General features: G+C 64.7%; 22 protein-coding genes. 11 read left to right on the top strand and 11 right to left on the bottom strand.

Features of this window, described 5'->3' with window-relative positions; all coding sequences use genetic code 11:
* Positions 1-8 precede the first annotated feature (8 nt).
* Positions 9-671, bottom strand: a complete 663-nt coding sequence (locus tag LOM8899_RS09475) for an HAD-IA family hydrolase (protein ID WP_093991973.1) — start codon at positions 669-671, stop codon at positions 9-11.
* Between the two features lie 117 nt (positions 672-788).
* Here LOM8899_RS09475 and glmU point away from each other — a divergent pair, with 117 nt between their 5' ends.
* From glmU to LOM8899_RS09460, 4 genes are read left to right on the top strand one after another with little or no spacing between them, the layout of a single operon-like run.
* Positions 789-2,150 (top strand): bifunctional UDP-N-acetylglucosamine diphosphorylase/glucosamine-1-phosphate N-acetyltransferase GlmU, encoded by a 1,362-nt coding sequence (glmU, locus tag LOM8899_RS09470; protein ID WP_281253214.1) that lies wholly within the window; start codon positions 789-791, stop codon positions 2,148-2,150.
* The gene (gene glmS / locus LOM8899_RS09465; protein WP_093991972.1) at positions 2,150-3,961 is read left to right on the top strand and encodes a glutamine--fructose-6-phosphate transaminase (isomerizing); all 1,812 of its coding nucleotides are present in this window, start codon (positions 2,150-2,152) and stop codon (positions 3,959-3,961) included. The genes glmU and glmS overlap by 1 nt, the downstream gene beginning before the upstream one ends.
* The gene (locus LOM8899_RS23855; protein ID WP_281253213.1) at positions 3,962-4,093 is read left to right on the top strand and encodes a hypothetical protein; all 132 of its coding nucleotides are present in this window, start codon (positions 3,962-3,964) and stop codon (positions 4,091-4,093) included.
* Positions 4,090-4,860: a DNA alkylation repair protein gene (locus LOM8899_RS09460; protein ID WP_093991971.1), complete on the top strand. Its 771-nt coding sequence runs from the start codon at positions 4,090-4,092 to the stop codon at positions 4,858-4,860. Before LOM8899_RS23855 ends, LOM8899_RS09460 begins: the two co-directional genes overlap by 4 nt.
* 137 nt (positions 4,861-4,997) lie before the next feature.
* Here LOM8899_RS09460 and LOM8899_RS09455 read toward each other — a convergent pair whose 3' ends face one another.
* Positions 4,998-5,507, bottom strand: a complete 510-nt coding sequence (locus LOM8899_RS09455; protein ID WP_245820489.1) for a D-galactarate dehydratase — start codon at positions 5,505-5,507, stop codon at positions 4,998-5,000.
* 90 nt (positions 5,508-5,597) lie between these two features.
* Here LOM8899_RS09455 and moaA point away from each other — a divergent pair, with 90 nt between their 5' ends.
* The 3 genes from moaA to LOM8899_RS09440 are packed head-to-tail and all read left to right on the top strand — an operon-like array spanning position 5,598 to position 8,918.
* Positions 5,598-6,608 (top strand): GTP 3',8-cyclase MoaA, encoded by a 1,011-nt coding sequence (moaA, locus tag LOM8899_RS09450; RefSeq protein WP_093991970.1) that lies wholly within the window; start codon positions 5,598-5,600, stop codon positions 6,606-6,608.
* A gap of 1 nt (position 6,609) precedes the next feature.
* Positions 6,610-7,884, top strand: a complete 1,275-nt coding sequence (locus LOM8899_RS09445; RefSeq protein ID WP_093991969.1) for a 3-deoxy-D-manno-octulosonic acid transferase — start codon at positions 6,610-6,612, stop codon at positions 7,882-7,884.
* Positions 7,881-8,918, top strand: coding sequence for a glycosyltransferase family 4 protein (locus LOM8899_RS09440; protein ID WP_093991968.1), 1,038 nt, complete (start codon positions 7,881-7,883; stop codon positions 8,916-8,918). Before LOM8899_RS09445 ends, LOM8899_RS09440 begins: the two co-directional genes overlap by 4 nt.
* A 55-nt stretch (positions 8,919-8,973) precedes the next feature.
* Here the strand turns inward: LOM8899_RS09440 and LOM8899_RS09435 are convergent, their stop codons facing one another.
* The 5 genes from LOM8899_RS09435 to LOM8899_RS09415 all read right to left on the bottom strand — a co-directional run bounded on the left by LOM8899_RS09435 (position 8,974) and on the right by LOM8899_RS09415 (position 15,084).
* A complete protein-coding gene (locus LOM8899_RS09435) occupies positions 8,974-10,137 on the bottom strand; it encodes a M20 aminoacylase family protein (RefSeq protein ID WP_093991967.1) in 1,164 nt (387 codons plus the stop codon).
* Positions 10,138-10,265: 128 nt separating this feature from the next.
* Positions 10,266-11,612 carry an NAD(P)/FAD-dependent oxidoreductase gene (locus LOM8899_RS09430; protein WP_093991966.1) on the bottom strand — a complete coding sequence of 449 codons (1,347 nt, stop codon included), beginning with the start codon at positions 11,610-11,612 and terminating at the stop codon, positions 10,266-10,268.
* Complete coding sequence (locus tag LOM8899_RS09425) at positions 11,609-12,415, bottom strand: glycosyl transferase (protein ID WP_093992270.1); 807 nt, start codon at positions 12,413-12,415, stop codon at positions 11,609-11,611. The genes LOM8899_RS09430 and LOM8899_RS09425 overlap by 4 nt, the downstream gene beginning before the upstream one ends.
* Before the next feature lie 84 nt (positions 12,416-12,499).
* Positions 12,500-13,780: a DUF3422 family protein gene (locus LOM8899_RS09420; RefSeq protein WP_093991965.1), complete on the bottom strand. Its 1,281-nt coding sequence runs from the start codon at positions 13,778-13,780 to the stop codon at positions 12,500-12,502.
* A 137-nt stretch (positions 13,781-13,917) separates the two neighbouring features.
* On the bottom strand, positions 13,918-15,084 hold the full coding sequence (locus LOM8899_RS09415; RefSeq protein WP_093991964.1) for a type III PLP-dependent enzyme: 1,167 nt from the start codon (positions 15,082-15,084) through the stop codon (positions 13,918-13,920).
* A gap of 316 nt (positions 15,085-15,400) precedes the next feature.
* On the opposite strand from LOM8899_RS09415, the gene LOM8899_RS09410 reads away from it, so the two are divergent.
* The 4 genes from LOM8899_RS09410 (at position 15,401) to LOM8899_RS09395 (ending at position 18,745) form a co-directional block, all read left to right on the top strand.
* Entirely contained in the window at positions 15,401-16,471 is a 1,071-nt protein-coding gene (locus LOM8899_RS09410; RefSeq protein WP_093992269.1) for a MerR family transcriptional regulator, read from the top strand.
* Positions 16,472-16,512: 41 nt separating this feature from the next.
* The gene (locus tag LOM8899_RS09405; protein ID WP_093991963.1) at positions 16,513-17,055 is read left to right on the top strand and encodes a pseudouridine synthase; all 543 of its coding nucleotides are present in this window, start codon (positions 16,513-16,515) and stop codon (positions 17,053-17,055) included.
* A 118-nt stretch (positions 17,056-17,173) separates the two neighbouring features.
* Positions 17,174-18,061 carry a YghX family hydrolase gene (gene yghX / locus LOM8899_RS09400; protein ID WP_093992268.1) on the top strand — a complete coding sequence of 296 codons (888 nt, stop codon included), beginning with the start codon at positions 17,174-17,176 and terminating at the stop codon, positions 18,059-18,061.
* A 159-nt stretch (positions 18,062-18,220) separates the two neighbouring features.
* Positions 18,221-18,745: a VPLPA-CTERM sorting domain-containing protein gene (locus tag LOM8899_RS09395; protein ID WP_093991962.1), complete on the top strand. Its 525-nt coding sequence runs from the start codon at positions 18,221-18,223 to the stop codon at positions 18,743-18,745.
* A 74-nt stretch (positions 18,746-18,819) separates the two neighbouring features.
* Here the strand turns inward: LOM8899_RS09395 and LOM8899_RS09390 are convergent, their stop codons facing one another.
* From LOM8899_RS09390 to LOM8899_RS09375, 4 genes are all read right to left on the bottom strand, one after another.
* Positions 18,820-19,617, bottom strand: coding sequence for a dioxygenase family protein (locus tag LOM8899_RS09390; protein WP_093991961.1), 798 nt, complete (start codon positions 19,615-19,617; stop codon positions 18,820-18,822).
* 133 nt (positions 19,618-19,750) lie between these two features.
* Positions 19,751-21,190 (bottom strand): NAD(P)(+) transhydrogenase (Re/Si-specific) subunit beta, encoded by a 1,440-nt coding sequence (locus tag LOM8899_RS09385; protein WP_093991960.1) that lies wholly within the window; start codon positions 21,188-21,190, stop codon positions 19,751-19,753.
* A 13-nt stretch (positions 21,191-21,203) separates the two neighbouring features.
* Positions 21,204-22,781, bottom strand: a complete 1,578-nt coding sequence (locus tag LOM8899_RS09380; protein WP_093991959.1) for a Re/Si-specific NAD(P)(+) transhydrogenase subunit alpha — start codon at positions 22,779-22,781, stop codon at positions 21,204-21,206.
* A 126-nt stretch (positions 22,782-22,907) separates the two neighbouring features.
* Entirely contained in the window at positions 22,908-23,333 is a 426-nt protein-coding gene (locus LOM8899_RS09375) for a methyltransferase family protein (protein ID WP_093991958.1), read from the bottom strand.
* Positions 23,334-23,497 lie beyond the last annotated feature (164 nt).

The following is a 23,497-nucleotide window of genomic DNA, read 5'->3' as shown; positions in this document are numbered from 1 at the left end:
GCGCCACGTCAGAGCGCCAGACGGTCGACGACCAGAGGCAAATCGTCGAAGTGATCGAGCAGGGCCGCCGGGTTCAGCGCCGCCATATCGCCTCCGGCAGGGCCAAAGGTCACGAGGATCGACGGCACGCCCGCAGCCTCGGCGGTCAGGGAATCGGTGATGGTATCGCCCACCAGACAAGACCGCGCCGGATCGCCCCCGGCACGGCGCACCGCCTCGCGCAGCGGCTCCGGGTCGGGCTTGCGGACAGGCAGGCTATCGGCCCCGACCAGCGCCCCAAAGGCATCGCGAACACCCATGCGGACAAGCAAGTCCTGCGCCAAAGCCTCCGGCTTGTTGGTGCAAATACCCACGCGGTAGCCATCGGCCTTGAGGCGCTCGACGGCCTCCATGGCACCGGGATAGATCGTGGTATGGGTGTTGATGGCCTCGGCATAGGCGGCCAAGAGCGGTTGATACTGGCGATCCACCTCCTCCGGCCCGTGACTGCCGGTGCGGTCAAAACCGAGGGTCAGCATCGCCCGGCCGCCACGCAGGGCGGTGGCGGCATCGGCCACCGGGTCGAGGACATCGCCCAGCCCCAGAGATCGGAAACAGGCGTTCGCCGCCGCGATCAGGTCGCGGGACGTGTCCATCAGCGTGCCGTCGAGATCGAATATCACCGTGCGCATGAGGCTCCCCTTTTGGCCCTTCTGTAACGAAGCGTAAGGCGAAGTGAAGGGGCACGCTTGCGATACAAGGCAACATGTGGTGCAAGCACTGCAATATTCCACGACGAGGGGCATCCCGTGACAGCGATCAGCGCCATCATTCTGGCCGCAGGGCAAGGCAGCCGGATGAATTCCGACTTGCCCAAAGTTCTCCATGAAATCGGCAACGCCCCGCTTCTGGTGCATGCGATGACCTCCGCCGCCGCCCTGTCGCCGGACCGGACGGTGGTGGTCACCGGAGTCGGCGGCGATCTGGTCGACGCGGCGGCCAAGGCGCACGACGAAACCGCGCTCTGCGTGCGGCAGACCGAGCAGCTCGGCACCGGTCATGCGGTGCTGGCCGCCAAGGAGGCGATGGACGGCGCCCCCGGCGATGCGGTCGTGCTCTACGGCGACACGCCCTTCATCCGGGCCGAAACGCTCGAAGCGATGCAGTCCGCGCGGGAACACTACGACGTGGTCGTGCTTGGCTTTGATGTTTACGACGTCAGCGCGCGCTATGGGCGGCTGGTCACGCATGCCGACGAACTGACTGAAATCGTTGAATTCAAGGACGCCGACGCCGCGACACGGGCGATCACCCTGTGCAATTCCGGTGTCGTCATGGCCAATGCCGCGACGCTCTACCTGCTGCTCGACGCGGTCGGCAACAACAATGCCTCCGAGGAATACTACCTCACCGATATCGTCGGGATCGCCCGGTCCAAGGGGCTTTCGGCGACCGTCGTGCGCTGCGACGAGGCCGAGACGCTGGGGATCAACACCCGCGCCGAACTGGCCCGCGCCGAGGCCGCTTTTCAGTCGCGCGCCCGCGACGCCGCGATGGAGGACGGCGTGACGCTCGTCGCCCCCGACACCGTGTTCTTCAGCCTCGACACCTACATCGGGCGCGACGCGGTGATCGAGCCCAACGTGATCTTCGGCCCCGGCGTGACGATCGAATCCGAGGCCCGGATTCGCAGCTTCAGCCACCTCGAAGGCTGTCACGTCAGCCGCGGCAGCATCGTCGGGCCCTTTGCCCGTCTGCGGCCTGGCGCCGAACTGGCCGAAAACGTGCGGATCGGCAATTTCGTCGAGGTCAAGAACGCCCAGGTCGCAGAAGGCGCCAAGATCAACCACCTCACCTATGTGGGCGACGCCGATGTCGGCGCCCGGACCAACATCGGCGCAGGCACCGTCACCTGCAATTACGACGGGGTCTTCAAGCATCGGACGGTCATCGGCAAGGATGCCTTCATCGGCTCCAACACCCTGCTCGTCGCGCCGGTCACCGTGGGCGACAACGCGATGACGGCCACCGGCACCATCGTTACCCGCGACGTGCCCGCCAGCGATCTCGCCATCGGGCGGGCACGGCAGGAAAACAAGCCCGGCCTCGCCGTGCGATTGTTCGAAAAGTTAAAGGCCGCAAAGGCAGCCAAGCAAAAAGGAGCCGAATAATGTGCGGAATCGTCGGTGTCCTCGGCAGTCACGAAGCCGCGCCCATCCTCGTCGAGGCGCTGAAACGGCTCGAATACCGCGGCTATGACAGCGCCGGGATCGCCACCGTCAACGACGGCGCGCTCGGCCGGCGGCGGGCCTTGGGCAAGCTGGTGAACCTGTCCGACCTGCTGGTGCATGACCCCCTGCCCGGCAAGTCCGGCATCGGCCACACCCGTTGGGCCACCCACGGCGAGCCCAGCGTCAAGAACGCCCACCCGCACCAGTCCGGCCCCGTCGCGGTCGTTCACAACGGGATCATCGAGAATTTCCGCAGCCTGCGCGAGGATCTGGCCCGTCACGGCATCAGCCACGAAACCGATACCGACACCGAAGTCGTCTCGCTTCTGGCCAAACACTATCTCGATCAGGGGCTTGCCCCCCGCGACGCCGCCGAAAAGACCCTCGCCCGGCTCGAAGGGGCCTTTGCGCTGGTGTTCCTCTTCGACGGCGAAGAAGACCTGCTGATCGCCGCCCGCAAAGGCTCGCCTCTGGCCATCGGGCATGGCGACGGAGAGATGTTCGTGGGCTCCGACGCCATCGCGCTGGCGCCGATGACCGACCGGATCACCTATCTCGAGGAAGGCGACCGCGCCGTCGTCACCCGCGCAGGCGTCGAGATCCGCGATGCCTCCGGTGCCGTGGTCCAGCGCGACATGCGGACGATCCAGATCGACGCCACCCGCGTCGACAAGGCCGGGTTCAAGCACTTCATGGCCAAGGAAATCGCCGAACAGCCATCGGTGCTGGCCGATACCCTGAACCACTACATCAAAGACGGGCAAATCACCGATCTCGGGATTGATTTCAACCAGGTCGCGCGGCTGTCGATGGTCGCCTGCGGCACGGCGAGCTACGCCACGCTGGTCGCCAAATACTGGTTCGAGCAACTCGCCGGCCTGCCCGTCGACATCGACGTGGCCTCCGAATTCCGCTACCGCGAGCCGCCGATCCCCGCAGGAACCGTGGCGCTCTTCGTTAGCCAGTCGGGCGAAACGGCGGACACGCTGGCCGCCCTGCGCTACTGCACGGGCAAGGCCGACAAGATCGTCAGCGTCATCAACGTCCCCGAAAGCTCGATCGCGCGGGAAAGCGACGTCGCCCTGCCGATCATCGCCGGGGCCGAAATCGGGGTCGCCTCGACCAAGGCGTTCACCTGCCAACTGGTCACGCTGGCGCTTCTGGCGCTCACCGCCGCCCACCAGCGCGGCAAGATCAGCGACGCCGAACTGGCCAGCCACCTGACCGACCTGCGCGGCATGCCCGGCCTCGTCAATCAGGCGCTCGCCATCGAAGAAGACAGCAAGCGGATCGCGGCCAAGCTGGCCGAGGCGCGCGACATCCTGTTCCTCGGACGCGGCCGGATGTTCCCTCTGGCGCTCGAAGGGGCGCTGAAACTCAAAGAGATCAGCTACATACACGCCGAAGCTTATGCATCGGGCGAGCTCAAGCACGGCCCCATCGCCCTCGTGGACAAGACCGTCCCGGTGATCGTCATGGCCCCCCATGACGAGCTTTTCGACAAGTCGGTCAGCAACATGCAAGAAGTCATGGCCCGCGGCGGCAAGGTGCTCCTGATCACCGATGCCCGGGGAATCGCTGAGGCGGGCGACGGCGCATGGCGCACCCTGCACATGCCCGAGGTCGCCCCGCTCTTCGCGCCGATCCTCTACGCCATCCCGGCGCAGCTGCTGGCCTACCACACCGCACTTGCCAAAGGGACCGACGTGGACCAGCCGCGCAACCTCGCCAAGTCGGTGACGGTCGAATAGATGGCCGGACAGTCCCCCGCCCCCCTCGAACCGACCAGCTTCGCCCCCGCGCGACAGGTCGGCTTCATGGGGCCGAACACGGCACGGCGCTCCACGCAAACCACTGGCTCTGCCACAGGGATCATCACATGACACCGACCGAGACGCTCGCGCATCTGGAATCCATCGGCAACGAAGGCGACGCCGCAGGGATGCTGGCCTATCACAAGCTGCCGCGGCGCTACCTCGGCGTCCGCGCCCCCGTGCTCAGCGATCTGGCGCGCGATCTGCGCAACAGCCTGTCGCTGGACGACCGGCTCGCACTGGCCAAGGGGCTTTGGGAAAGCGACGTGCATGACGCCCGGATGCTGGCCGCCAAACTGCTCGAACAGGCGCGGATCCGGCCCGATGACGAAGGCGCGTGGCAGTTGATCCAATCATGGGTGCCGGATTTCGACGGCTGGGCGCTGGCCGATCACGCCTGCATCGCAGGGCAAAAGCGGCTCAAGGCCGATCCCAGCCGGATCGACGCCGTCGAAGCCTGGACCACCTCCGACGAGCTCTGGACCCGCCGCGCCGCCCTCGTCATCACGTTGCCGTGGACGAAACAGAACAATCCCTCCGCGCAAGACCTCGAAATTCGCGAACGGGTGCTCGGCTGGGCTGCCAGCTACGTGCCCGACCGGGAGTGGTTCATCCAGAAGGCCATCGCTTGGTGGCTGCGCGATCTGTCCAAGCACGACCCCGATCGGACGCGGGCCTTTCTCGCCGCGCATGGCGACAAGATGAAGCCCTTCGCCGTCAAAGAAGCCTCGCGCCACCTGCCCGACGCGCCCGCCGCCCCTGTCGAGGACAGCGCCGCAGACGAAAACGCGCCGGATGAGAATGCGTCGGATCAGAGCAGCCCAGACGAAAGTTAAGATCACGCCAAGGCGGCGCCCCTTGTGGCCACGATCAGGCCGTCCACAAGGGGCGAAATCCGGCACCTACGCCATACCGACGTGATACCGACGGCATACCGCAAGGCGTTTTCGCGGCGGTCTGACAGGTTAACGGCTCAGCCGGCGAACACCGCCAATTCCTGAATGGCGGTCAGCGGGATCTCCAGCAAGCGCATGGCAGGCAGGGATATTTCGCTGCCAGAGCCGACTTCGCCGCCCGAGGGACGCAGCTCCAGAACCACCGTCTTGCCCGTAGCAGTCACCTCGACGCGGCCCATGACGAGCTCTGTGACCAAAGGCGTCTCCATCCAGATTCCCGGATCGGCAGGGTCGCCCAAGGTCGCCAATGTGGTGCCGAGCGATTGCTCTCCGGCAGGCTCCGGCACCGCCAGCGCGGCGGCGCGATCCTCGGCGGTGGTGGTGTCGAATTCGTCTGCCGTGTTGGCCGTTGGCGGCGGCGGTGGCGGCGGCGTCGGGTCCAGCGTCTCGGGCGGCACGTCGACCGAGGCCGGCACGGCGCCCTCCGTCCCGGAACCGGGGGAAAAGAACTCGGTAAACTGAGCTTCGGTGCAACCGCTCAACGTGAACGCAAGGGCCAGTCCGGCCAAGGGAATCGTATGTTTCATAGCCGGCAAGATACGCGCGGCCCGCGCCCGCTGGCAACCATCCGCAAGCCCCACCTTGCGCAGGGTCCCGCCCAGACATAGGTTGCGGGCATGGACAAGAGCGCCGCCCCCCTGATCGACCCCTTTGCCCGCGCGATCCGCTATCTGCGGGTTTCGGTGACGGACCGGTGCGATTTTCGCTGCGTCTACTGCATGTCCGAAAACATGACCTTTCTGCCCAAGAAAGATCTGCTCACCCTCGAAGAACTCGACCGTCTCTGCTCGGCCTTCGTGCGGCTCGGGGTCGAGAAGCTCCGGATCACCGGCGGCGAGCCGCTGGTGCGGCGCGGCATCATGACGTTCTTTGACGGCATGTCGCGGCACCTCGCCACCGGCGCCCTCAAGGAGCTGACGCTCACGACCAACGGCAGCCAGCTCGAAAAATTTGCAAAAAATCTGGCCGACGCCGGTGTGCGGCGGATTAACGTGTCCTTGGACACTTTGGACGATACTAAGTTCGCCGAAATCACCCGCTGGGGTCGGTTAAGCCAAGTTCTGCGCGGCATCGACGCCGCCCAAGCCGCTGGCCTGCGGGTGAAAATAAACACCGTGGCGCTGAAAGGCTTCAACGAGGACGAGCTGCACACGCTGACCGACTGGTGCGCCAGCCGCGACATGGACCTGACCTTCATCGAAGTCATGCCCATGGGCGACATCGGCAACGAGAATCGGATCGGACAATACTGGTCCCTCAAGGACTTACGGGCCGAACTTGAATCGCGGCACAGGCTCACCGATCTGCCACTCAGCACCGGCGGTCCGGCCCGCTACGTGCAGTTTGAGAATGGCCAGAAGGTCGGTTTCATCACCCCGCTCAGCCACAATTTCTGCGAAAGCTGCAACCGGGTCAGGATCACCTGCACCGGTGAAATCTACACCTGTCTGGGGCAGGAAGGGCACTCGGACCTGCGCGCGCCCTTGCGCGCCTCCGAGGCCGACGCCCCGCTCGAGGATGCGATCCGGGCGGCCATCGCGCTGAAACCCAAAGGCCACGATTTTGACTATACGCGCCAAGAGGTTGCAGGCCAGATGACCCGCCACATGAGCCACACCGGCGGTTGAGATGACGACCCTTCCCCTGCGGCTCTATTCGGGGCTCGCCAACCTCTCCGCACCGCTTCTGTCCAAGCGCATTTCCGACAAGCTGACCAGCCAGGGGATCAGCGCCAAACGCGCCGCCGAACGCTTCGGGCAGGCCACCAAGGCCCGGCCCGCCGGGCCTCTGGCATGGGTGCATGCGGCCTCCGTGGGCGAAAGCCTCAGCGCACTGCCCCTGATCGACAAGCTGCTCGCCGAGCGCCCCGATCTGTACGTGCTGATCACCACAGGCACCGCCGCCTCAGCCAAGATCCTCGCCGAACGGCTGCCCGACAAGGCCTTCCACCAATTCGCTCCGCTCGACAGCAAATCCATCCTGACGCGCTTCCTGTTCCACTGGAGTCCAGACCTTCTGGTGCTGGTGGAAAGCGAGCTTTGGCCGCAGTTGATCCAGCGCACCGCTGCGCGGGACACGCCTCTCGCCCTGATCAACGCGCGGATGTCGCAAGGCTCGCTGCGCAACTGGGCACGGTTCGGCAAGACCGCGCGAGAGCTGTTTTCGCGGTTCAGCCTGATCACTGCGCAAAACGACAGCACCGCCCAAGGGCTGCGCGATCTCGGCGCACCCAACGTGACGGCCGCTGGCAATCTCAAATCCGCCGCACCGCCTCTGGCCGATCAGCCCGCGCTGCGACGGCGGATGAAATCGGCGTTGCAAAAAAGGCCGCTCTGGCTCGCCGCCTCGACCCATCCGGGCGAGGACGAACTCCTGCTCGCGACGCACCGGGCGCTGCTCGAGGCGCAGCCCGATCTCTGCCTGATCCTCGCCCCCCGGCACCCCGAACGGGCCGACAAACTCGCCGCCCAGATCGAGAGCTCGGGGCTCAGCCTCACCCGGCGAAGCGCCGGCGAACTGCCTGAACGGCAAGTGTTTCTGGCCGATACGCTGGGCGAAATGGGGCTCTGGTTCCGGCTCGCCCCGGTGACCTTCATGGGCGGCAGCCTCACACCGAACGGCGGGCATAATCCATGGGAGGGCGCGGCTCTCGGCACAGCACTTCTCACTGGCCCCAATCTCGAGAATTGCCGCGACGACTGGGCCACGCTCAGCGCAGCGGGTGCGGCCAAACTCTGCCGCACCGACAGCCTGCAAACCGACATCGGCTCGCTGCTCCTCGCGCCCGATCAGGCCAAGACGTTGGGCGCAAACGCCTTGAAAACCTACCGCGCACAGGCCAATAGCCTGACCGAAACCGCCAGCGCCCTGCTCGCATTGCTGCCCGCGAAAGGCACGTCATGACCAGCCCCGCCGTCATCGCCCCCAATCTCAAACGGCGCTATTCCGGGGTCACCTCCACGGTGTTGCGGCTGGTGCCGCTTCAGGCCAAATCGATCGACATCGTGACCACGGGGCCAAGGCTCCCGCCCGAAATCCCGCAAATTCCGCTCCTGAGCACGCTCACCCTGCCGCGCAAGCCCGCACGGGTCTGGCACGCCCGGCGCAACCTTGAAATGCTGGCCGGTCTGGCGCTCAAACACATCGGGCGCAAGAACCTCAAACTGCTGTTCACCTCCGCCGCCCAGAGGCAACATTCGGGCTATACCAAATGGCTGATCCGGCAGATGGACGCGCTGGTGGCCACCTCGGCGCGCTCCGCCGCCTTTCTCGATCTGCCCGCACAGGTCATCCACCACGGCATCGACACCGACACCTTCGCGCCCCACCCCGACAAAGCGGCCCACAGAAAGAGCCTCGGCCTCGATCCCGACGCCCTGCTAATCGGCTGTTTCGGGCGGATACGGCCGCAAAAAGGGACCGACCTCTTCGTCGACGCCATGATCGCCACCCTGCCCGATCACCCGAACGCGCAAGCGATCATCATGGGCGGCGTGACAGAGCAGTTCGTCAGCTTCACCAACGATCTCAAGGCGAAAATCGCCGCGGCAGACCTCTCCGACCGGATCAGGATCCTGCCCGAAGACAAGGGCTGGACCATCGCCCCGTGGTTTCAGGCGATCGACCTCTACATCGCGCCGCAACGCAACGAAGGCTTCGGGCTGACCCCGCTCGAAGCCATGTCCTGCGGCGTGCCAAGCATCGCCACACGGGTCGGCGCCTTCGAGGAAATCGTCGAAGACGGCAAAACCGGCAACCTGATCCCACCCGAGGATCCGGCAGCGCTCCAAGCCGCCATCGCCCAGATCCTCGACCAGCCCGACCTGCTCGCCGCATGGGCCGCCAACTGCCGCCCCCGGGCGCTATCGGGTTTCCGCATCGAAGACGAAGCCGCCGCCCTCATCCGCATTTACCGACAGCTTCTCGGCGACAACTAAGCTTCTTTTGGCCCCAAATACGGCCCCGCCGGAGGCGTCCTCCCGCGTCACAAGCTCAGGCGGCCGGCAAACGCTGCTCCACGATGCCCGCCCACCAGGAACAGCCCGCAGGGATCGCCTCGTCGTTGAAATCGTACTCGGGATGATGGACCGCAGCGGTATCGCCGTTGCCGACAAGGATATAGGCGCCGGGCCGCTCTTCGAGCATATAGGCAAAGTCCTCGCCGCCCATGATCAGGGGGGCCTCGTCGCATTGGCCCGCAATGCTCTTGGCCACTTCGGCGGCAAAATCGGTCTGTTCGTCATGGTTGGCCATCACCGGATAACCGTGGTGATAGGTGACCTGCGCCACCGCCCCGAACGTCGCGGCAGTGTTGGCGGCAATCGCCTGCAACCGCGCCTCGGCCATGGCGCGCATCTCCTTGCTCAGGGTGCGGATCGTGCCCTTCAGATGCACCCGCTGCGGGATCACGTTATAGGCCTTTGACGAGGTTTCGAACGAGGTGACCGAAACCACGATCTGCTCCACCGGATCGGCGTTGCGGCTGGCGATGGTCTGCAGGGCGAGCACCAGATGGCTGGCGACCACCGTGGAATCGACCGTTTCATGGGGCTTGGCGGCATGACCGCCCTTGCCCTCGATCACGATGTCAAACTGGTCGGTGGCGGCGAAAAACGCGCCCGGACGGATCGCAAAGCTGCCGGTCGGGCGGCCCGGCCAGTTGTGCATTCCATAGACCTCGTCGATCTTCCAGCGATCCATCATGCCATCGGCGCACATCTCGCGGCCACCGCCACCGCCCTCTTCGGCGGGTTGAAAGATCACCACGACCGTGCCGTCGAAATTGCGGGTTTCGGCCAGATACTGCGCCGCGCCCAAAAGCATCGCCGTATGGCCATCGTGGCCGCAGGCATGCATCGCACCGGGGGTCTTGGAGGCATGGGGGGCGCCCGTCGCCTCGAGGATCGGCAAGGCGTCCATATCGGCACGCAGGCCGATGACCTTGCCCTTGGTGTCGGTCTTGCCCTTGATCACACCCACCACGCCGGTGCGGCCGATGCCGGTGACCACCTCGTCACAGCCAAAGGCCCTGAGCTTGTCCGCGACGATGCCCGCCGTGCGGTGGGTCTCGAACAGGATCTCCGGGTGCTCGTGCAAATCGCGGCGCCACGCGGTGATCTCCGGCAGCATTTCGGCAAAGCGATTCTTGACGGGCATGGCGGTTCCCCTTTTGGGTCTGTGGTGTGATGGACAGGCAAACAATGTCGCGGTCGACGGGCAAGCGCAAGATGCGCACGGCGGTCAGCCCGTCGCGGCCGGTCACAGCTTGGCGATCATCGTCGCCGCTAAAGGCTCGGGCCCAGAACCAGCTTCGATCCATCCGAAAAGCGTGACAGGCGGAACCGGCTCAGATCGTGGCCCGGCTCCTTGCCCTGCACCAGCGCCGCCGCGATCCGGCCAAAGGCAGGGCCAATGCCGAACCCGTGGCCGCTCATGCCCGTCGCAATGGTCAGGCCCGGCAGGCTCTCGGCCCGGTCCACCACCGGAACGACATCCGGCATGGTGTCGATCATCCCCGCCCAAGCGGCCTTTGCCCTCGCCGGACCGTGGCCGGGGAACGTCGCTTCGAAATCGCGGAGCATCTTGGTCACTCTGGCGTGGTTCGGCGCGGGATTTAGGACGCGCATCGCCTCGAACGGGCTCGGCTTGTCGGCGTCCCAGCGGCGCGGCGTGCCCCAGGCATCGGGGAACCCCTTGGGGGCTTTGGGCCAGAGGCGGGTGCCCAGCGGATCCTGATAGATCTGTTGAGCATATTTCCGCAGATGGCGAAATGCGTCCGGCCCCACAAACAGTTCGCGATAACCCGACGGGGCGAGCGTAAAGCCGCCGTCCTGCCTGCGCCGCCACGCCAAAAGGCCATCAACCGCCGCGCCGGAAAACACCTCCGGCCCCGGCTCTGTCGCCACCACCGTGGCCCGGACCGACAGTTGCGGCAGCGCGATGCCGTGCCGACGAAGCAGCAGCGACGACCACGCGCCCCCCGCGACCACAACCGACCCTGCCTTGATCCGGCCCGCCTCGGTGATCACACCGGCGATCCGGCCCGCTTCGACGTCGAGGCTACGCACCGCACAGCCCTCGACGATCTGCGCCCCCTCGCGCACTGCGGCTCGGGCCAAGGCCGGCACGGCAACCCACGGCTCGGCGCGCATGTCGGTGGCCGTCCACAAGCCACCGGCCCATGTGCGGGCGGCTTCGGGCAGCAGCGCAGCCACCTCGGCAGAGCCCAGCAGGCGGCTGTCGACCCCCGCGGCGACGGCATTGGGCAGCCACGCCTCATAGCCCGCCATCTCGGCGGCGTCCTTGGCCAGATAGGCAACGCCGGTCTGGCGCAGGCCCAGATCCTCACCGATGGTCTCGGCCAGATCGCGCCACAGCGCCCCCGCCTCGACCACGATCGGCAACTCGGCGGCATCACGGCCCTGCGCGCGAATCCAGCCCCAGTTGCGCGAGGACTGCTCGCCCGCCACCCGGCCCTTCTCGATCAGAACCACCCGGACACCATCTCGGGCCAGATGCCACGCGGTCATCACCCCGACGATACCGCCGCCAACGATCACCACATCGGCCTCGGCCGGTGGCGGGCCGGGATGGGCAATCGGGCTGGCGTCGGAAATCGGAAACGGGATCATTCGCGCCAGTGCTCTTCGACCCATTTGGTCGGCAGGATGTAATGGCGCAAATGCGCCCAGACGCCCTCGGTGCGGCCCTTGCCAAAGGTGCGGGCGAGATGGCCAAGCGGGGTCTCCACCGGCGAGGCCTCGTCATAACGGCCCTCGATGGCGTGGTAAGGCTCCAGCGACCCGGGAAAGATCACGATCCGAGCATCGGCGGGCAGCTTGGGCGGCAGCAGATAGTTCAGCGGAAACGGCCTGCGGCAATGGCGGCGGAAATGACGGACCCAAGGGGCCGGAAACAGGCTCACCCCGCCCGGCGCATTGCGGGTCACAAAGCGCTGCTCAAAGCGGTATTCGTCCGCCACGCCCTGCGGATCGGCCTCAAAGCGCTGCTGTAGCGGTAACAGAGAGCCGACCGAGAACCGGAACACGCTGGTCTGACCCAGCTTTTCCAGCGGGTTCGACGGGTTGCGCGACAGGATCACGTCCTCGGGCGCTCCGAACTCAAAGAACGGATCGAGGCTGCCTGTGACGACCAGATCAAGGTCCATGAAAAGGACCGGGCCCGTGAGCGAGCCGAGCTTCGGCCCCCACAGGCGGGATTTCGGCCAGATGCCAAGGGTGCCCGTCGGCATCTCCACCGCGATCGGCGGCAACTCCTCGCACAAGACCTCCTCGCGGATGCCTGCGGGGTTGTCGGTAAAGCAGGTGAAGCTGAACGGCGGCGTGATATTGCGGGCCACCATGCCGTAAAGGCGATTGATATAGGCGGGGCCGTATTTCGTGCCCCAGTTGATGCAGATCACCTGCTTGGTCATGGTCATGGCATTTGTCTCCGCACCGTCAGGCTCGGTGATACCCGCTATTGCGGGCAGACAAAAGCCGTCAGCAGCGGCCCCGGCTCAGTCCAGATGCTTGCGGATGCGGCGCACCATCAGCCAGACCGCGATAACGACCACAGGCGTGGCAAAGGCGGCCAACATCGTCTTGCTGGTGTTGGTGGCATATTCCAACGGGCCAAGCAGATAGAGCACGAGGTTCAGGGCATAGTAGCTGATCGCCACCACCGACAGGCCCTCGACGGTGCGCTGCAAGCGCAGTTGCAGGTCCGCGCGCTGGTCCAGACTGGCGAGGATCTTCTGGTTCTCGGCAGACCGCTCGACATCGACGCGGGTGCGCAGCAACTCGGCGGCACGAACCGCGCGGGCGGACATCAATTGCAGCCGTGCCTCGGTCGATTTTACCGTCCGCATCGCGGGATCAAATCGGCGCACCATGAATTCGGCAAAAGTCTGGCGACCCTCCATCCGCTCCTCGCGCAGCACCTCGATGCGTTGGTTCACGATGGTCTCATAGGCCCCCGTCGCGCCAAAGCGGAAATTCGATTTGGCGACGATGTTCTCCAGCTCGGAGGAAATCGACAGCAGCGATTGCAAGGTCTCGGCCGGATCACCCAATGGGCCGACCATTTCCGACAACAGGGCCGACAGCTTGACGTCGACGGCGTTCATCTGGGGGCCAAGGTCGCGGGCGCGGGCGAGGCCCAGCATCGACATCGACTTGTAGGTCTCGATCTCGCACAGGCGCTGGACCACGCGACCGATGCGACGATCGCCCGTCCCGGGGCGGGCAAACACGGCAAACCGCATATGGCCCGCCGGATCGATGCGGAAATCGCCCGCCACCACCAACTCGTTGTCCAGAACCCGGCTCACCGCGATGCTTTCCAGAACGAACCAATCCTCAACCTTCTTGAGGATGCTCTCGTCAGTGCCGGCCTCCTCGATGCGGATCAGGGCCGAGGTCATCCGCGTGCCGGGGGCAGCTTCCATCCAATCGGTCGGAAACACCGCAAAGGTCGCGGCATCGAACGGACGGTCGGCCACTCCGTCACCAAAGATCGTGTAGGTGACGAACTCGGTATGGCTCTCCCATTTCAGCATGTGCTTGCCGATCTGGCCGGAGTAATGGGTCGCGCCGGGCTGCGGGTGCTGAGCGCCGAAACGGTCGAGCAACTGGATCAGATGTGCGCGGTCCGCGTCGCGATCGCGGCCGGCGGCGTTCTGGGCGGGCTTGAGCGCCAGATAGGCCGCGCGGCTTGGGGCCGTGACCGTTGGAAACGGGCGGGCGTGCAGCTCGTTGGACAGGGCATATCGCAGGGGATGATCGGCAATCGGGCTCATCTGGGGCGGACCTTCGCGCTTGGTTGGCTTCCTACCTAGCGAGATCGACACACCTGTAAAGCCAGAAAATGCCCTTCTTTGAAACGCTTAGCGGCGCACGATGGTATACCGTGCGCCGCAGGCTTGCGTGTCAGAGGTCAGATGACAACCACGTCCAGAGGAGGGAAGCCATTGAAACAGACCGAAGAATAGGTGCTGGTATAGGCACCCGTGTTGCGGATAACGATGCGGTCGCCGGACTTCAGCGTCAGCGGCAGGTTCATCGGGCGTTTCTCATAAAGCACATCTGCGCTGTCACAGGACGGGCCTGCCATGATGCAGGGGCCCATCGGATCGGCGTCGCGCTCGGTCTCGAACTGATAGCGGATCGCTTCGCCCTCGGTCTCGGCCAGGCCAGAGAAACGGCCGATCGACAGATAGACCCAGCGGTGCACGTCGCGGTCCGACTTGCGGCTGACGAGCATGACTTCGGCCACGATGGCACCGGCCTCGGCGACCATGCCGCGGCCCGGCTCTGCCATGATCTGTGGAACGGCACCGAAACGAGCCTCGACCTGCTCAATCACGCGCGACGCATAGGAGGTGGGGGCTTCGATGGCCTCACCATAGAACGCCGGGAAACCGCCGCCGATGTTGAGCAAGGTCAACTCGTGGCCCGCATCGCGGGCAGCGTGCCAGATCTCGGCCAGCGCATCGAGAGTGGGGGCCCACATCTCGGCGCGACGGGTCTGCGATCCAACGTGGAACGAGAAACCAACCGGGTTCAGACCCAGCTCCTTGGCATAGCCGAGCAGACGGATCGCGGTATCGCGGTCACAGCCAAACTTGCGGCTGAGCGGCCAGTCGGCCTCGGACGTCTCGACGATCAGTCGGATATAGACCGAGGCGCCGGGGGCGTGCTCTGCGATCTTCTCCAGCTCTTCCTCGGCATCGGCGGAGAACAGGGTGATCCCGGCGTTCCATGCAAAGGCGATGTCGGAGGCGCGTTTGATGGTGTTGCCAAAGGAGATGGTGTCGGGATGGGCACCCAGACCAAGGCACAGCTCGATTTCGCCACGGCTGGCGGCGTCGAAATGCGAGCCCAGCGCAACCAGACGCTCGATGATCTCGCGGGCCGGGTTGGCCTTGACGGCGTAATGAATGTCGGCGCGGCCGAGGCCCGCCTTCAGCGCGTTGTATTGCTGCTCGACCCGGTCCACGTCGATGACGAGGGTCGGGTGATCGAACTCGCGCGATGCGATGAAGGTATCGAGACGGGATGGGACGGCCTCCCGCACTGCGGGGGCACCAAAGTGTACAGTCATTGGTCATCTCCAGTAGACCCGGCCATAACGGATTTCACCCGCCCAAGACCGCTCAGTTCCAAGGGAGACGTTACCGTCGCTACGTAAACACGTGTGCGTTGACTGCTACTCGGCCAGAGGCGCGTGCGTTGGCGTCTATGGCGCTGCATTTGGGGCCAAACCGGATTCGGATCAAGAGAAAAATTGCAGCGCGCGAAAAATGTTTTCGGCGCGGGGCGCAAACCGTCAATCTGGCGGGTTCAGGGGATATTTTCGTCCTTGCACCGGACCTTGGGTCATACCCTACACCTGCGAGTCGTTCACCAAAGGCAAGGCCATGACCACAGATCAGCACCTCACCGCAGCCGACTGCGCCCGCGAAATCGGGCTGACCACCCGCGCGCTTCGGGTCTACGAAGAACGCGGCCTGCTCACCCCGCAGCGGACGGCCAAGGGCTGGCGAGTCTACGGGCCTGCGGAAATCGAGCGGCTCAACCAGATCCTGACGCTGCGCTCCATGGGGCTCAGCCTGTCGCAGATCGGCGAGGCGCTGGCGCCCGGTGGGGCCGATTTCGCCACGCTTCTGCAAATGCAAGAGCAGCACCTGACCGACAAGCGGCGCGACATCGACGCGGCACTGGCGCGGATCGCGGCGCTCAGACCCGCGCTGACCGAAGGCCATGCCCTGCCCATCGGTGATCTCATCGCCCTCGCAAAGGAGACCCAAGCCTTGGACACCCAAACCGACGACATCGCATGGAAGCGCTACGAACAGGCCCGGCCACGCACCGCCATCGACATGCCCGCCGAAGCGCTCGGCACCCTGCCCGGCGCCTACCGGCTCTTTGATGACAGCTTCTGCGAAATCAAGGCCGAGGACGGCAAACTGTTCATCCGTGTGAACGCCCAGCCGCAGGTCGAAATGTTCGCCGAAGCGCCCGACGCCTATTTCCTCAAACTGGTGCCCGCGCAGATCACGATCCAGCGCAGCGGCGGCGACGTCACCGGGCTGACGATCCACCAGAACGGGCAAGAGATAAGCGCCACCCGCACCACCGCCAAGGAACTGGCAGAGGCGGAGGTGGCTCTGGCCGACCGCAAATCCGCGCGGCAACCGCTTGCCGAGAGCGAGCCCGCCCTGCGGCGGCTAATCGACGAGCACCTGTCGGGCCAGATCGACTATGCCCGGATCACGCCGGCGCTGGCCGAACTGATGCGACCGCAAGAGGGAATGGCACGGCAGGAACTCGTCAAGGCCGGCGCTCTGCAAGAAGCGCGGTTTCTCGGTGTGGATGACAACGGCTTCGACGTGTTCGAACTGCGTTTCGAGAACACCCGGCAGAATTGGGGGATCGCCCACGACAATGTGGGGCGCGTCGACGGGCTATTCATGCGGCCAGCCCTCTAAAGCAACTTTCACGCGAGGCCGGCGCGGGATACAACCTCGCCATGACCCGCGTGATCCTGTTCAACAAGCCCTTCGACGTGCTGTCGCAATTCACCGATAGCAAAAGCCCGTCGCCCCGGCGCACGCTTTCGGATTTCATCGACGTGCCGGGGGTTTACCCCGCCGGCCGGCTGGACCGGGACAGCGAAGGGCTGATGGTGCTCACCGATGACGGGCGCTTGCAGGCACGGATCGCGGATCCGGCGCACAAGCTGGCCAAGACCTATCTGGTGCAGGTCGAAGGCGCGCCCAGCGACGCCGATCTCGAACCGTTGCGGCGCGGCGTCACGCTCAAGGACGGTCCGACCCGGCCCGCGCAAGTGCGGCTGATCGAGGCGCCGGACCTCTGGCCGCGCGATCCGCCGGTGCGCTTTCGCAAATCCGTGCCGGACACATGGATCGAGTTGACACTCCGCGAGGGGCGAAACCGGCAGGTGCGGCGGATGACGGCGCATGTCGGGTTTCCAACGCTGCGGCTGGTGCGCTGGCGGGTGGGCGACTGGTCGCTCGACGGCTTGGCCTCCGGGCAGTGGAAAGACGGCTGAGGCAGCGGCCCGCCGCTTGCCCGCTCACCTTACGCAATCGTGCGTTGCCAGACAACGGGCGTCGCTTAACATGGGGCCCGAGGTGACGCCGATCACCCCACGCAACAGGAGGCTGCGCATGACCCGGATGACCGCAAAGGACTTCGACCAAGAGCTGCTCGAACTCTACGATTTCTACGCCCACGGCCAGATCACCAAACGTGAGTTTCTCGACAAGGCCGGCAAATTCGCCGTCGGCGGCGTCACCGCGATGGCGCTTCTGAACATGATGTCGCCCAACTATGCGCTGGCCCAGCAGGTCAATTTCAACGACGAAGACATCCTGCCCGAATACATCATGTATCCCTCGCCCAACGGTCACGGCGAGGTGCGCGGCTATATGGTCAAGCCCGCCAACGCCACAGGCCCCCTGCCCGCCGTTCTGGTGGTCCACGAAAACCGGGGCCTGAACCCTTACATCGAGGACGTGGCCCGCAGGCTGGCCAAGGCCGGGTTCATCGCATTGGCGCCAGACGGGCTGACCTCTGTCGGCGGCTATCCGGGCAACGACGCCGAAGGCCGGGATCTGCAGCGGACGGTCGACGGGACCAAGCTGATGAACGACTTCTTCGCCGGGTTCGAATACCTGCTCGGCCACGAGGACAGCACCGGCAAGGTCGGCGCCACGGGCTTCTGCTACGGCGGCGGCGTGGTGAATGCGCTTGCGGTCGCCTACCCGGAGCTCGGCGCTGGCGTGCCGTTCTACGGACGGCAGGCGGCGGCCGAAGACGTGCCAAGGATCGAAGCGCCTCTCCTGCTGCAATATGCCGGGCTCGACGAGCGGATCAACGAAGGCTGGCCCGCGATGGAGGCCGCGTTGCAGGCCAACGACAAGACCTACGAGGCGCATATCTACCCGGACGTGAACCACGGCTTTCACAACGACAGCACTCCGCGCTACGACGAAGCCGCCGCCGAACTGGCGTGGGATCGGACGCTGGGCTGGTTCAACACCCACCTTGGCTGACACACGGCGCGGTGCCTCGACCCATCGGGGTGCCGCCAATCCCGGGATGACCCGGCGGAAGTGACGCCACCTGCGCTAACCATTCCGGTTTTTTCCCCGTTTCGCATCGCCCGCCCCCGGTCTACGACGGGCGCAAATGTGACTCGTTAGGAATTGACCGTGTACAAGATACTCTCCGCCGCCGCCCTTGCCGCTTTGCTGCCCATGAGCGCCAACGCCGCAACCTTCTTGGCCGACACCGCGAATTTCGTCTTTTCGGCGAATGGCTTCGACTATGTGGACGTCGAGAGCACCGTCACCGATCCGGGGACCGAAGCCGACTACGCCGGGATCATCACCGCCGACGTTTCGGCCTCTTCGGTCGAGTTCGTCTACGACATCACCAACTACGGCAGCGTCGGGGCCGCGACCACGTGGGAAATCACCGGGCTGGACACCGACGACGGGTCGATCATCACCGGTCTCACGCTCACCTCGGGCAACACGGCCGACATCTTGGCGACCAGCTTCACCGACAATTCGATCTCGGTCACCTTCGCCAACATGTTCAACCCCGAGCCGGTGCACAGCTTCTCGTTCGACATCGCGACGACAATCGCCGCCGTGCCGCTGCCGGCCTCGCTGCCGCTTCTGGCCATCGCACTTGGCGGGCTGGGGATCGTACGGCGCAAGCGCAACACGTAACTACCACTCCACGGACACGATCAGGGGCGCCGCATTACTGGGGCGCCCCTTTTTTATGGACTTCGGCAGCCGGCCTAGAGGGCCAGGCCGATCTGCGTGGTGCCCGTATAGCCCGACACCACGTCGCCGGTCATCTTGAGCATGATCTGTTCGCGCTCGGCGTCGCTGTTATCGCGCCAGATCATGTCGCGCTCAAAGGTCTGGCGGCTCAGGTTCGGCACCGACGGGGCGTAAACGCTTGCGCTCGCATAGGTGGCCTCGCACTCCGCCCGCGGCAAGGCAACCTGTGCTATCAACAGGCTGTCTTGGCCAGACAATGCCGCCTCGGCGCTCTCGAACACCTGAAAGTGGATGTGCGGCCAGCGGTTGGAATAGCAGCCCGGAAAGATCGACGTAAAGCTGACCCGACCCTGCGCATCGGTGATGCCGACGCCGCGCAGATAGTTCTGATCCTCGATCTCATAGAGCGAATACCGGCCCTCGGCGTCGCACATCCAGATATAGACCGCCAAACCCTCAAGCCCGGCACAGCCCGCGTTGACGTCGACAAGATCGAGATGAAGCGTGAACGGCGCGCCCTCGGCCTCGCCACTCATCCCGGCAAAGCTGGTGCGCACGTCGGAGCGGATCACACCCTGCTCGCTCAGCACGTTAAAGGCCGTTTCGCTGCGGCGAGACGGCGAGCCGTTGGCCGGGAACGGGCCTTGGGTCTCCGGCGCGGTGGCAAAGCAGGACAGGGCCTGTGCATTGGCACTCGTGGCCGCCATTCCGGCGATGCCGCCCAGGCCCAACAAGACGGAGCGTCGGCCCAACAGGCGCGGCAGGTCGTGGGCCAATCCGTGATCGTGATCATGCTTTTCGTGGTCTGACATGATGTCTCCTCTTCTGACGTCACAGGCTCAACGCACATACCCGCCAATTCCGTTGCAGAAAAATTGGCCCGGGAAAAGAAAACAGCCGCAGCGGTGAAGCTACGGCTGTGTTCGATGCTGTGCGGCTTGCCGATCAGTTGATCTTGGGCAGCAGCTCGTCCAGCGATTTCTTGGCGTCGCCATAGAACATCCGGGTGTTTTCCTTGAAGAACAGCGGGTTCTCGATCCCGGAATAGCCGGTGCCCTGCCCGCGCTTGGACACGAACACCTGCTTGGCCTTCCAGCACTCCAGAACCGGCATGCCCGCGATCGGGCTGTTCGGGTCGTCCTGTGCGGCCGGGTTCACGATGTCGTTCGAGCCGATGACGATGGCCACGTCAGTGGACGGGAAATCATCGTTGATCTCATCCATCTCCATGACGATGTCATATGGCACTTTGGCTTCGGCCAAGAGCACGTTCATATGACCGGGCAGACGGCCCGCGACAGGGTGGATCGCAAAACGAACTTCCTTGCCAGCGGCGCGCAGCTTGCGGGTCAGTTCGGCCACGGCCGACTGCGCCTGCGCCACGGCCATGCCGTAACCGGGGATGATGATGACGCTGTCGGCTTCGTTCAGCGCGGTGGCGACACCGTCACTGTCGATGGCGATCTGCTCACCGTCGATAGCCATCTGCTCGCCCGCCGGGCCGCCAAAGCCGCCCAGAATGACGCTGACGAACGACCGGTTCATCGCCTTACACATGATGTAGGACAGGATCGCACCGGACGAACCGACCAGCGCACCGACCACGATCAATAGATCGTTGCCGAGCGAGAAACCAATTGCCGCCGCGGCCCAGCCGGAATAGCTGTTCAACATCGACACCACGACAGGCATGTCGGCACCGCCGATACCCATGATCAGGTGATAGCCGATGAACAAAGCGGCCAAGGTCATCAGGAACAGCGGGAAGAAGCCGCCGGTGTTGAAGTACCAGATCAGGCACAGGGCCGACAGAATGGCCGCTCCTGCATTGAGCATGTGACCGCCGGGCAGCTTGGCCGCGGCGGAATTCACCCGTCCGGCCAGCTTGCCATAGGCAATGACCGATCCGGTGAAGGTGACGGCCCCAATAAAGATGCCCAAGAACAGCTCGACACGCAGAATGTTCAACTCCACGGCGGTCTTTTTGGCAATGAGCGCCCCAAAGGTGGCAAACTCCGACCCGTCAAAGCCCGACGCCATCAGCGACGTCACCCGCGAGATCTCGAAATGCGCGATCAGGCCAACAAGGACGGCCGCCAGACCGACGAGAGAGTGCATCGCCGCGACAAGCTCGGGCATCTGCGTCATCTGGACCTTGGTGGCCAGCTGATAGCCGATCACGCCGCCGCCTGCGATCAGGATGATCGACAAGAGCCACAATCCCGAGCCGGGTCCGATCAGCGTCGCCGCCACCGCAAGCGCCATGCCCGCAATGCCGTACCACACCGCGCGCTTGGCGCTCTCCTGCCCCGACAGCCCGCCGAGCGACAGGATGAAAAGGATCGCCGCAACGACATAGGCCGCTGTTGTAAAACCGAATTCCATTATCCCGTCTCCCTTACGACTTTTGGAACATGGCGAGCATGCGCCGTGTCACGAGGAAGCCCCCGAAAATGTTGATGCCTGTCATGAACACCGCGAGCGCGGCGAGGATCACGACCAGGGCCGAGCCCGATCCGATCTGGGTCAAGGCACCCAGAATGATGATCGACGAGATCGCATTGGTCACGGCCATCAGCGGGGTGTGTAGGCTGTGCGCCACGCCCCAAATGACCTGAAAGCCCACGAACACCGCCAGCACAAAGACGATGAAGTGCTGCATGAAGCTCGCCGGGGCGACCAGACCCACGGCCAGCAGTAGAACCGCACCGACCGACAGCAGGGCCACCTGATTGCGGGTCTCTTTCTTGAACGCGGCGACATCCTGCGCGCGCTTTTCCTCGGGCGTCAGTTCCTTTGGCTTTTCCTTCTTGGCCTGCACGGCAATCGCTTGCACCTTGGGCGGCGGCGGCGGGAAGGTGATCTCGTTCTTGTGGGTAACGGTTGCGCCCCGGATCACGTCATCTTCCATGTTATGGTCGATCACACCGTCCTTTTCGGGGGTCAGATCGGCCAGCATGTGACGGATATTGTTGGAATAAAGCGTCGAGGACTGCGCCGCCATCCGGCTCGGGAAATCGGTATAGCCGATGATGGTCACGCCGTTGTCGGTGACGATCTTCTCGTCCATCACGGTCAGATCGCAGTTGCCGCCACGCTCGGCGGCAAGGTCCACGACGACCGAACCGGGCTTCATCATCTCGACCATGTCCTTGGTCCAGAGCTTCGGCGCCGGACGGCCGGGGATCAGGGCGGTGGTGATGACGATATCCATGTCCGGCGCGATCTCGCGGAACTTGGCCAACTGCTTGGCCTGGAATTCCGGGCTGGACGGCGGGGCATAGCCGCCGGTCGCGGCCCCATCGGGCAACTCGCTGTCGTCGAACTCGAGGAACACGAACTCGGCGCCCATGCTCTCGATCTGCTCGGCCACTTCGGGACGGACGTCAAAGGCGTAGGTGATCGCGCCAAGGCTGGTGGAGGTGCCGATGGCGGCCAATCCGGCCACACCAGCGCCCACAACCAACACCTTGGCCGGAGGCACCTTACCCGCGGCCGTCACCTGCCCGGTGAAGAAGCGGCCAAAGTTGTTGCCGGCCTCGATCACCGCGCGGTAGCCCGCGATATTGGCCATCGACGACAGGGCGTCCATCTTCTGGGCACGGGAAATCCGAGGGACCATGTCCATCGCGATCACCGATGCGCCCTTGGCATTGGCGGCCGCCATCAGCTTTTCGTTCTGACCGGGATAGAAGAACGAGATGACGGTCTGGCCCTCGGTCAGACGCTTGACCTCGGTCTCGGTCGGCGGACGGACCTTGACGATGACCTCAGCGGCCTTGAACAGGGCGGCGGCGGTCTTGACCACCTCGACACCGGCCTCCTTGTAGGCGGCGTCCGAAAAGCCGGCGAGCATCCCTGCCCCGGTCTCGATGACACAGCTATGACCCAGCTTTTGCAGGTCCTTCGCCGAGGCGGGCGTCATGGCGACGCGCGCTTCTCCCTCAAATACTTCTTTCGGTGCACCGATCTTCACGGGCCATCCCCTCCAAAATCATAGCGTTAATATTGCATTATAACGCGCAAGATCGTTTCACAAGGCGACTACGCCCCGCAATAACAGTATTCGAAGCGATATCTGCGCCTCGCGCCTTACTTAGGGTCAAATCCAGCGCCGGGTGCGGGCGGCATAGGCGTCAAAGGCCGGGCCGAAGGCGCTGCGCAATCTGGCCTCTTCGGGCAGGATGAAACGGCGGGTCAGCACCCACGCCAGCAATGGAACGAGGATCAAGGACCACCACGCGCCCCAGCGCAGGCAAAAGCCCGCCAGAACCATCAGATCGCCCAGATAGATCGGATTGCGCGAGATCGCAAAAATGCCGGTCGAGACCAGGCTGCGAGGCTGCATATGCGGCACCGGCGTGGTGCGGGCGTTCATCATCTGAAGCACTGCAGCGGCCATCAGCACCAAGCCGGCCATCAGGATCAACGTGCCGATCCAGACAAAGCCGCCCTCCCCGCGCCTGTCGATCCAGGCAAGGATCAATGCGCCGACAAGCCAGACAGGAGGGATATCGAGCCACTTCATGGCACTAGGATGACCGGAGCACGGGGCATTGTCACGCCCCTTCGGCAGTGCGCCGGCCCGGAAATTCGCGATCGGGACTGTGGCGGGAAAGGGGCGGCGAAATGCCGACGGCCGCAATTCGGCCGCCTTTGTCCCACAATCGCCCCAAGCCGAACCAATTGCCG

It is taken from the genome of Flavimaricola marinus, assembly GCF_900184895.1.
Taxonomy (GTDB): domain Bacteria; phylum Pseudomonadota; class Alphaproteobacteria; order Rhodobacterales; family Rhodobacteraceae; genus Flavimaricola; species Flavimaricola marinus.
The sequence above is the reverse complement of the archived record's forward strand: the minus strand, read 5'-3'. Positions and strand labels throughout refer to the sequence as shown.

What these genes read in the sequence shown, in the direction of transcription:
- LOM8899_RS09440 (WP_093991968.1), top strand. Translation starts at nt 7,881, where the DNA reads ATGACCAGCCCCGCCGTCATCGCCCCCAATCTCAAACGGCGCTATTCC.
- LOM8899_RS09455 (WP_245820489.1), bottom strand. Translation starts at nt 5,507, where the DNA reads ATGAAACATACGATTCCCTTGGCCGGACTGGCCCTTGCGTTCACGTTG.
- LOM8899_RS09415 (WP_093991964.1), bottom strand. Translation starts at nt 15,084, where the DNA reads ATGACTGTACACTTTGGTGCCCCCGCAGTGCGGGAGGCCGTCCCATCC.
- LOM8899_RS09445 (WP_093991969.1), top strand. Translation starts at nt 6,610, where the DNA reads ATGACGACCCTTCCCCTGCGGCTCTATTCGGGGCTCGCCAACCTCTCC.
- LOM8899_RS09390 (WP_093991961.1), bottom strand. Translation starts at nt 19,617, where the DNA reads ATGTCAGACCACGAAAAGCATGATCACGATCACGGATTGGCCCACGAC.
- LOM8899_RS09405 (WP_093991963.1), top strand. Translation starts at nt 16,513, where the DNA reads ATGACCCGCGTGATCCTGTTCAACAAGCCCTTCGACGTGCTGTCGCAA.
- LOM8899_RS09375 (WP_093991958.1), bottom strand. Translation starts at nt 23,333, where the DNA reads ATGAAGTGGCTCGATATCCCTCCTGTCTGGCTTGTCGGCGCATTGATC.
- LOM8899_RS09475 (WP_093991973.1), bottom strand. Translation starts at nt 671, where the DNA reads ATGCGCACGGTGATATTCGATCTCGACGGCACGCTGATGGACACGTCC.
- LOM8899_RS09425 (WP_093992270.1), bottom strand. Translation starts at nt 12,415, where the DNA reads ATGACCAAGCAGGTGATCTGCATCAACTGGGGCACGAAATACGGCCCC.
- yghX (WP_093992268.1), top strand. Translation starts at nt 17,174, where the DNA reads ATGACCCGGATGACCGCAAAGGACTTCGACCAAGAGCTGCTCGAACTC.
- moaA (WP_093991970.1), top strand. Translation starts at nt 5,598, where the DNA reads ATGGACAAGAGCGCCGCCCCCCTGATCGACCCCTTTGCCCGCGCGATC.
- glmS (WP_093991972.1), top strand. Translation starts at nt 2,150, where the DNA reads ATGTGCGGAATCGTCGGTGTCCTCGGCAGTCACGAAGCCGCGCCCATC.
- LOM8899_RS09430 (WP_093991966.1), bottom strand. Translation starts at nt 11,612, where the DNA reads ATGATCCCGTTTCCGATTTCCGACGCCAGCCCGATTGCCCATCCCGGC.
- LOM8899_RS09420 (WP_093991965.1), bottom strand. Translation starts at nt 13,780, where the DNA reads ATGAGCCCGATTGCCGATCATCCCCTGCGATATGCCCTGTCCAACGAG.
- LOM8899_RS23855 (WP_281253213.1), top strand. Translation starts at nt 3,962, where the DNA reads ATGGCCGGACAGTCCCCCGCCCCCCTCGAACCGACCAGCTTCGCCCCC.
- LOM8899_RS09460 (WP_093991971.1), top strand. Translation starts at nt 4,090, where the DNA reads ATGACACCGACCGAGACGCTCGCGCATCTGGAATCCATCGGCAACGAA.
- LOM8899_RS09410 (WP_093992269.1), top strand. Translation starts at nt 15,401, where the DNA reads ATGACCACAGATCAGCACCTCACCGCAGCCGACTGCGCCCGCGAAATC.
- LOM8899_RS09385 (WP_093991960.1), bottom strand. Translation starts at nt 21,190, where the DNA reads ATGGAATTCGGTTTTACAACAGCGGCCTATGTCGTTGCGGCGATCCTT.
- LOM8899_RS09435 (WP_093991967.1), bottom strand. Translation starts at nt 10,137, where the DNA reads ATGCCCGTCAAGAATCGCTTTGCCGAAATGCTGCCGGAGATCACCGCG.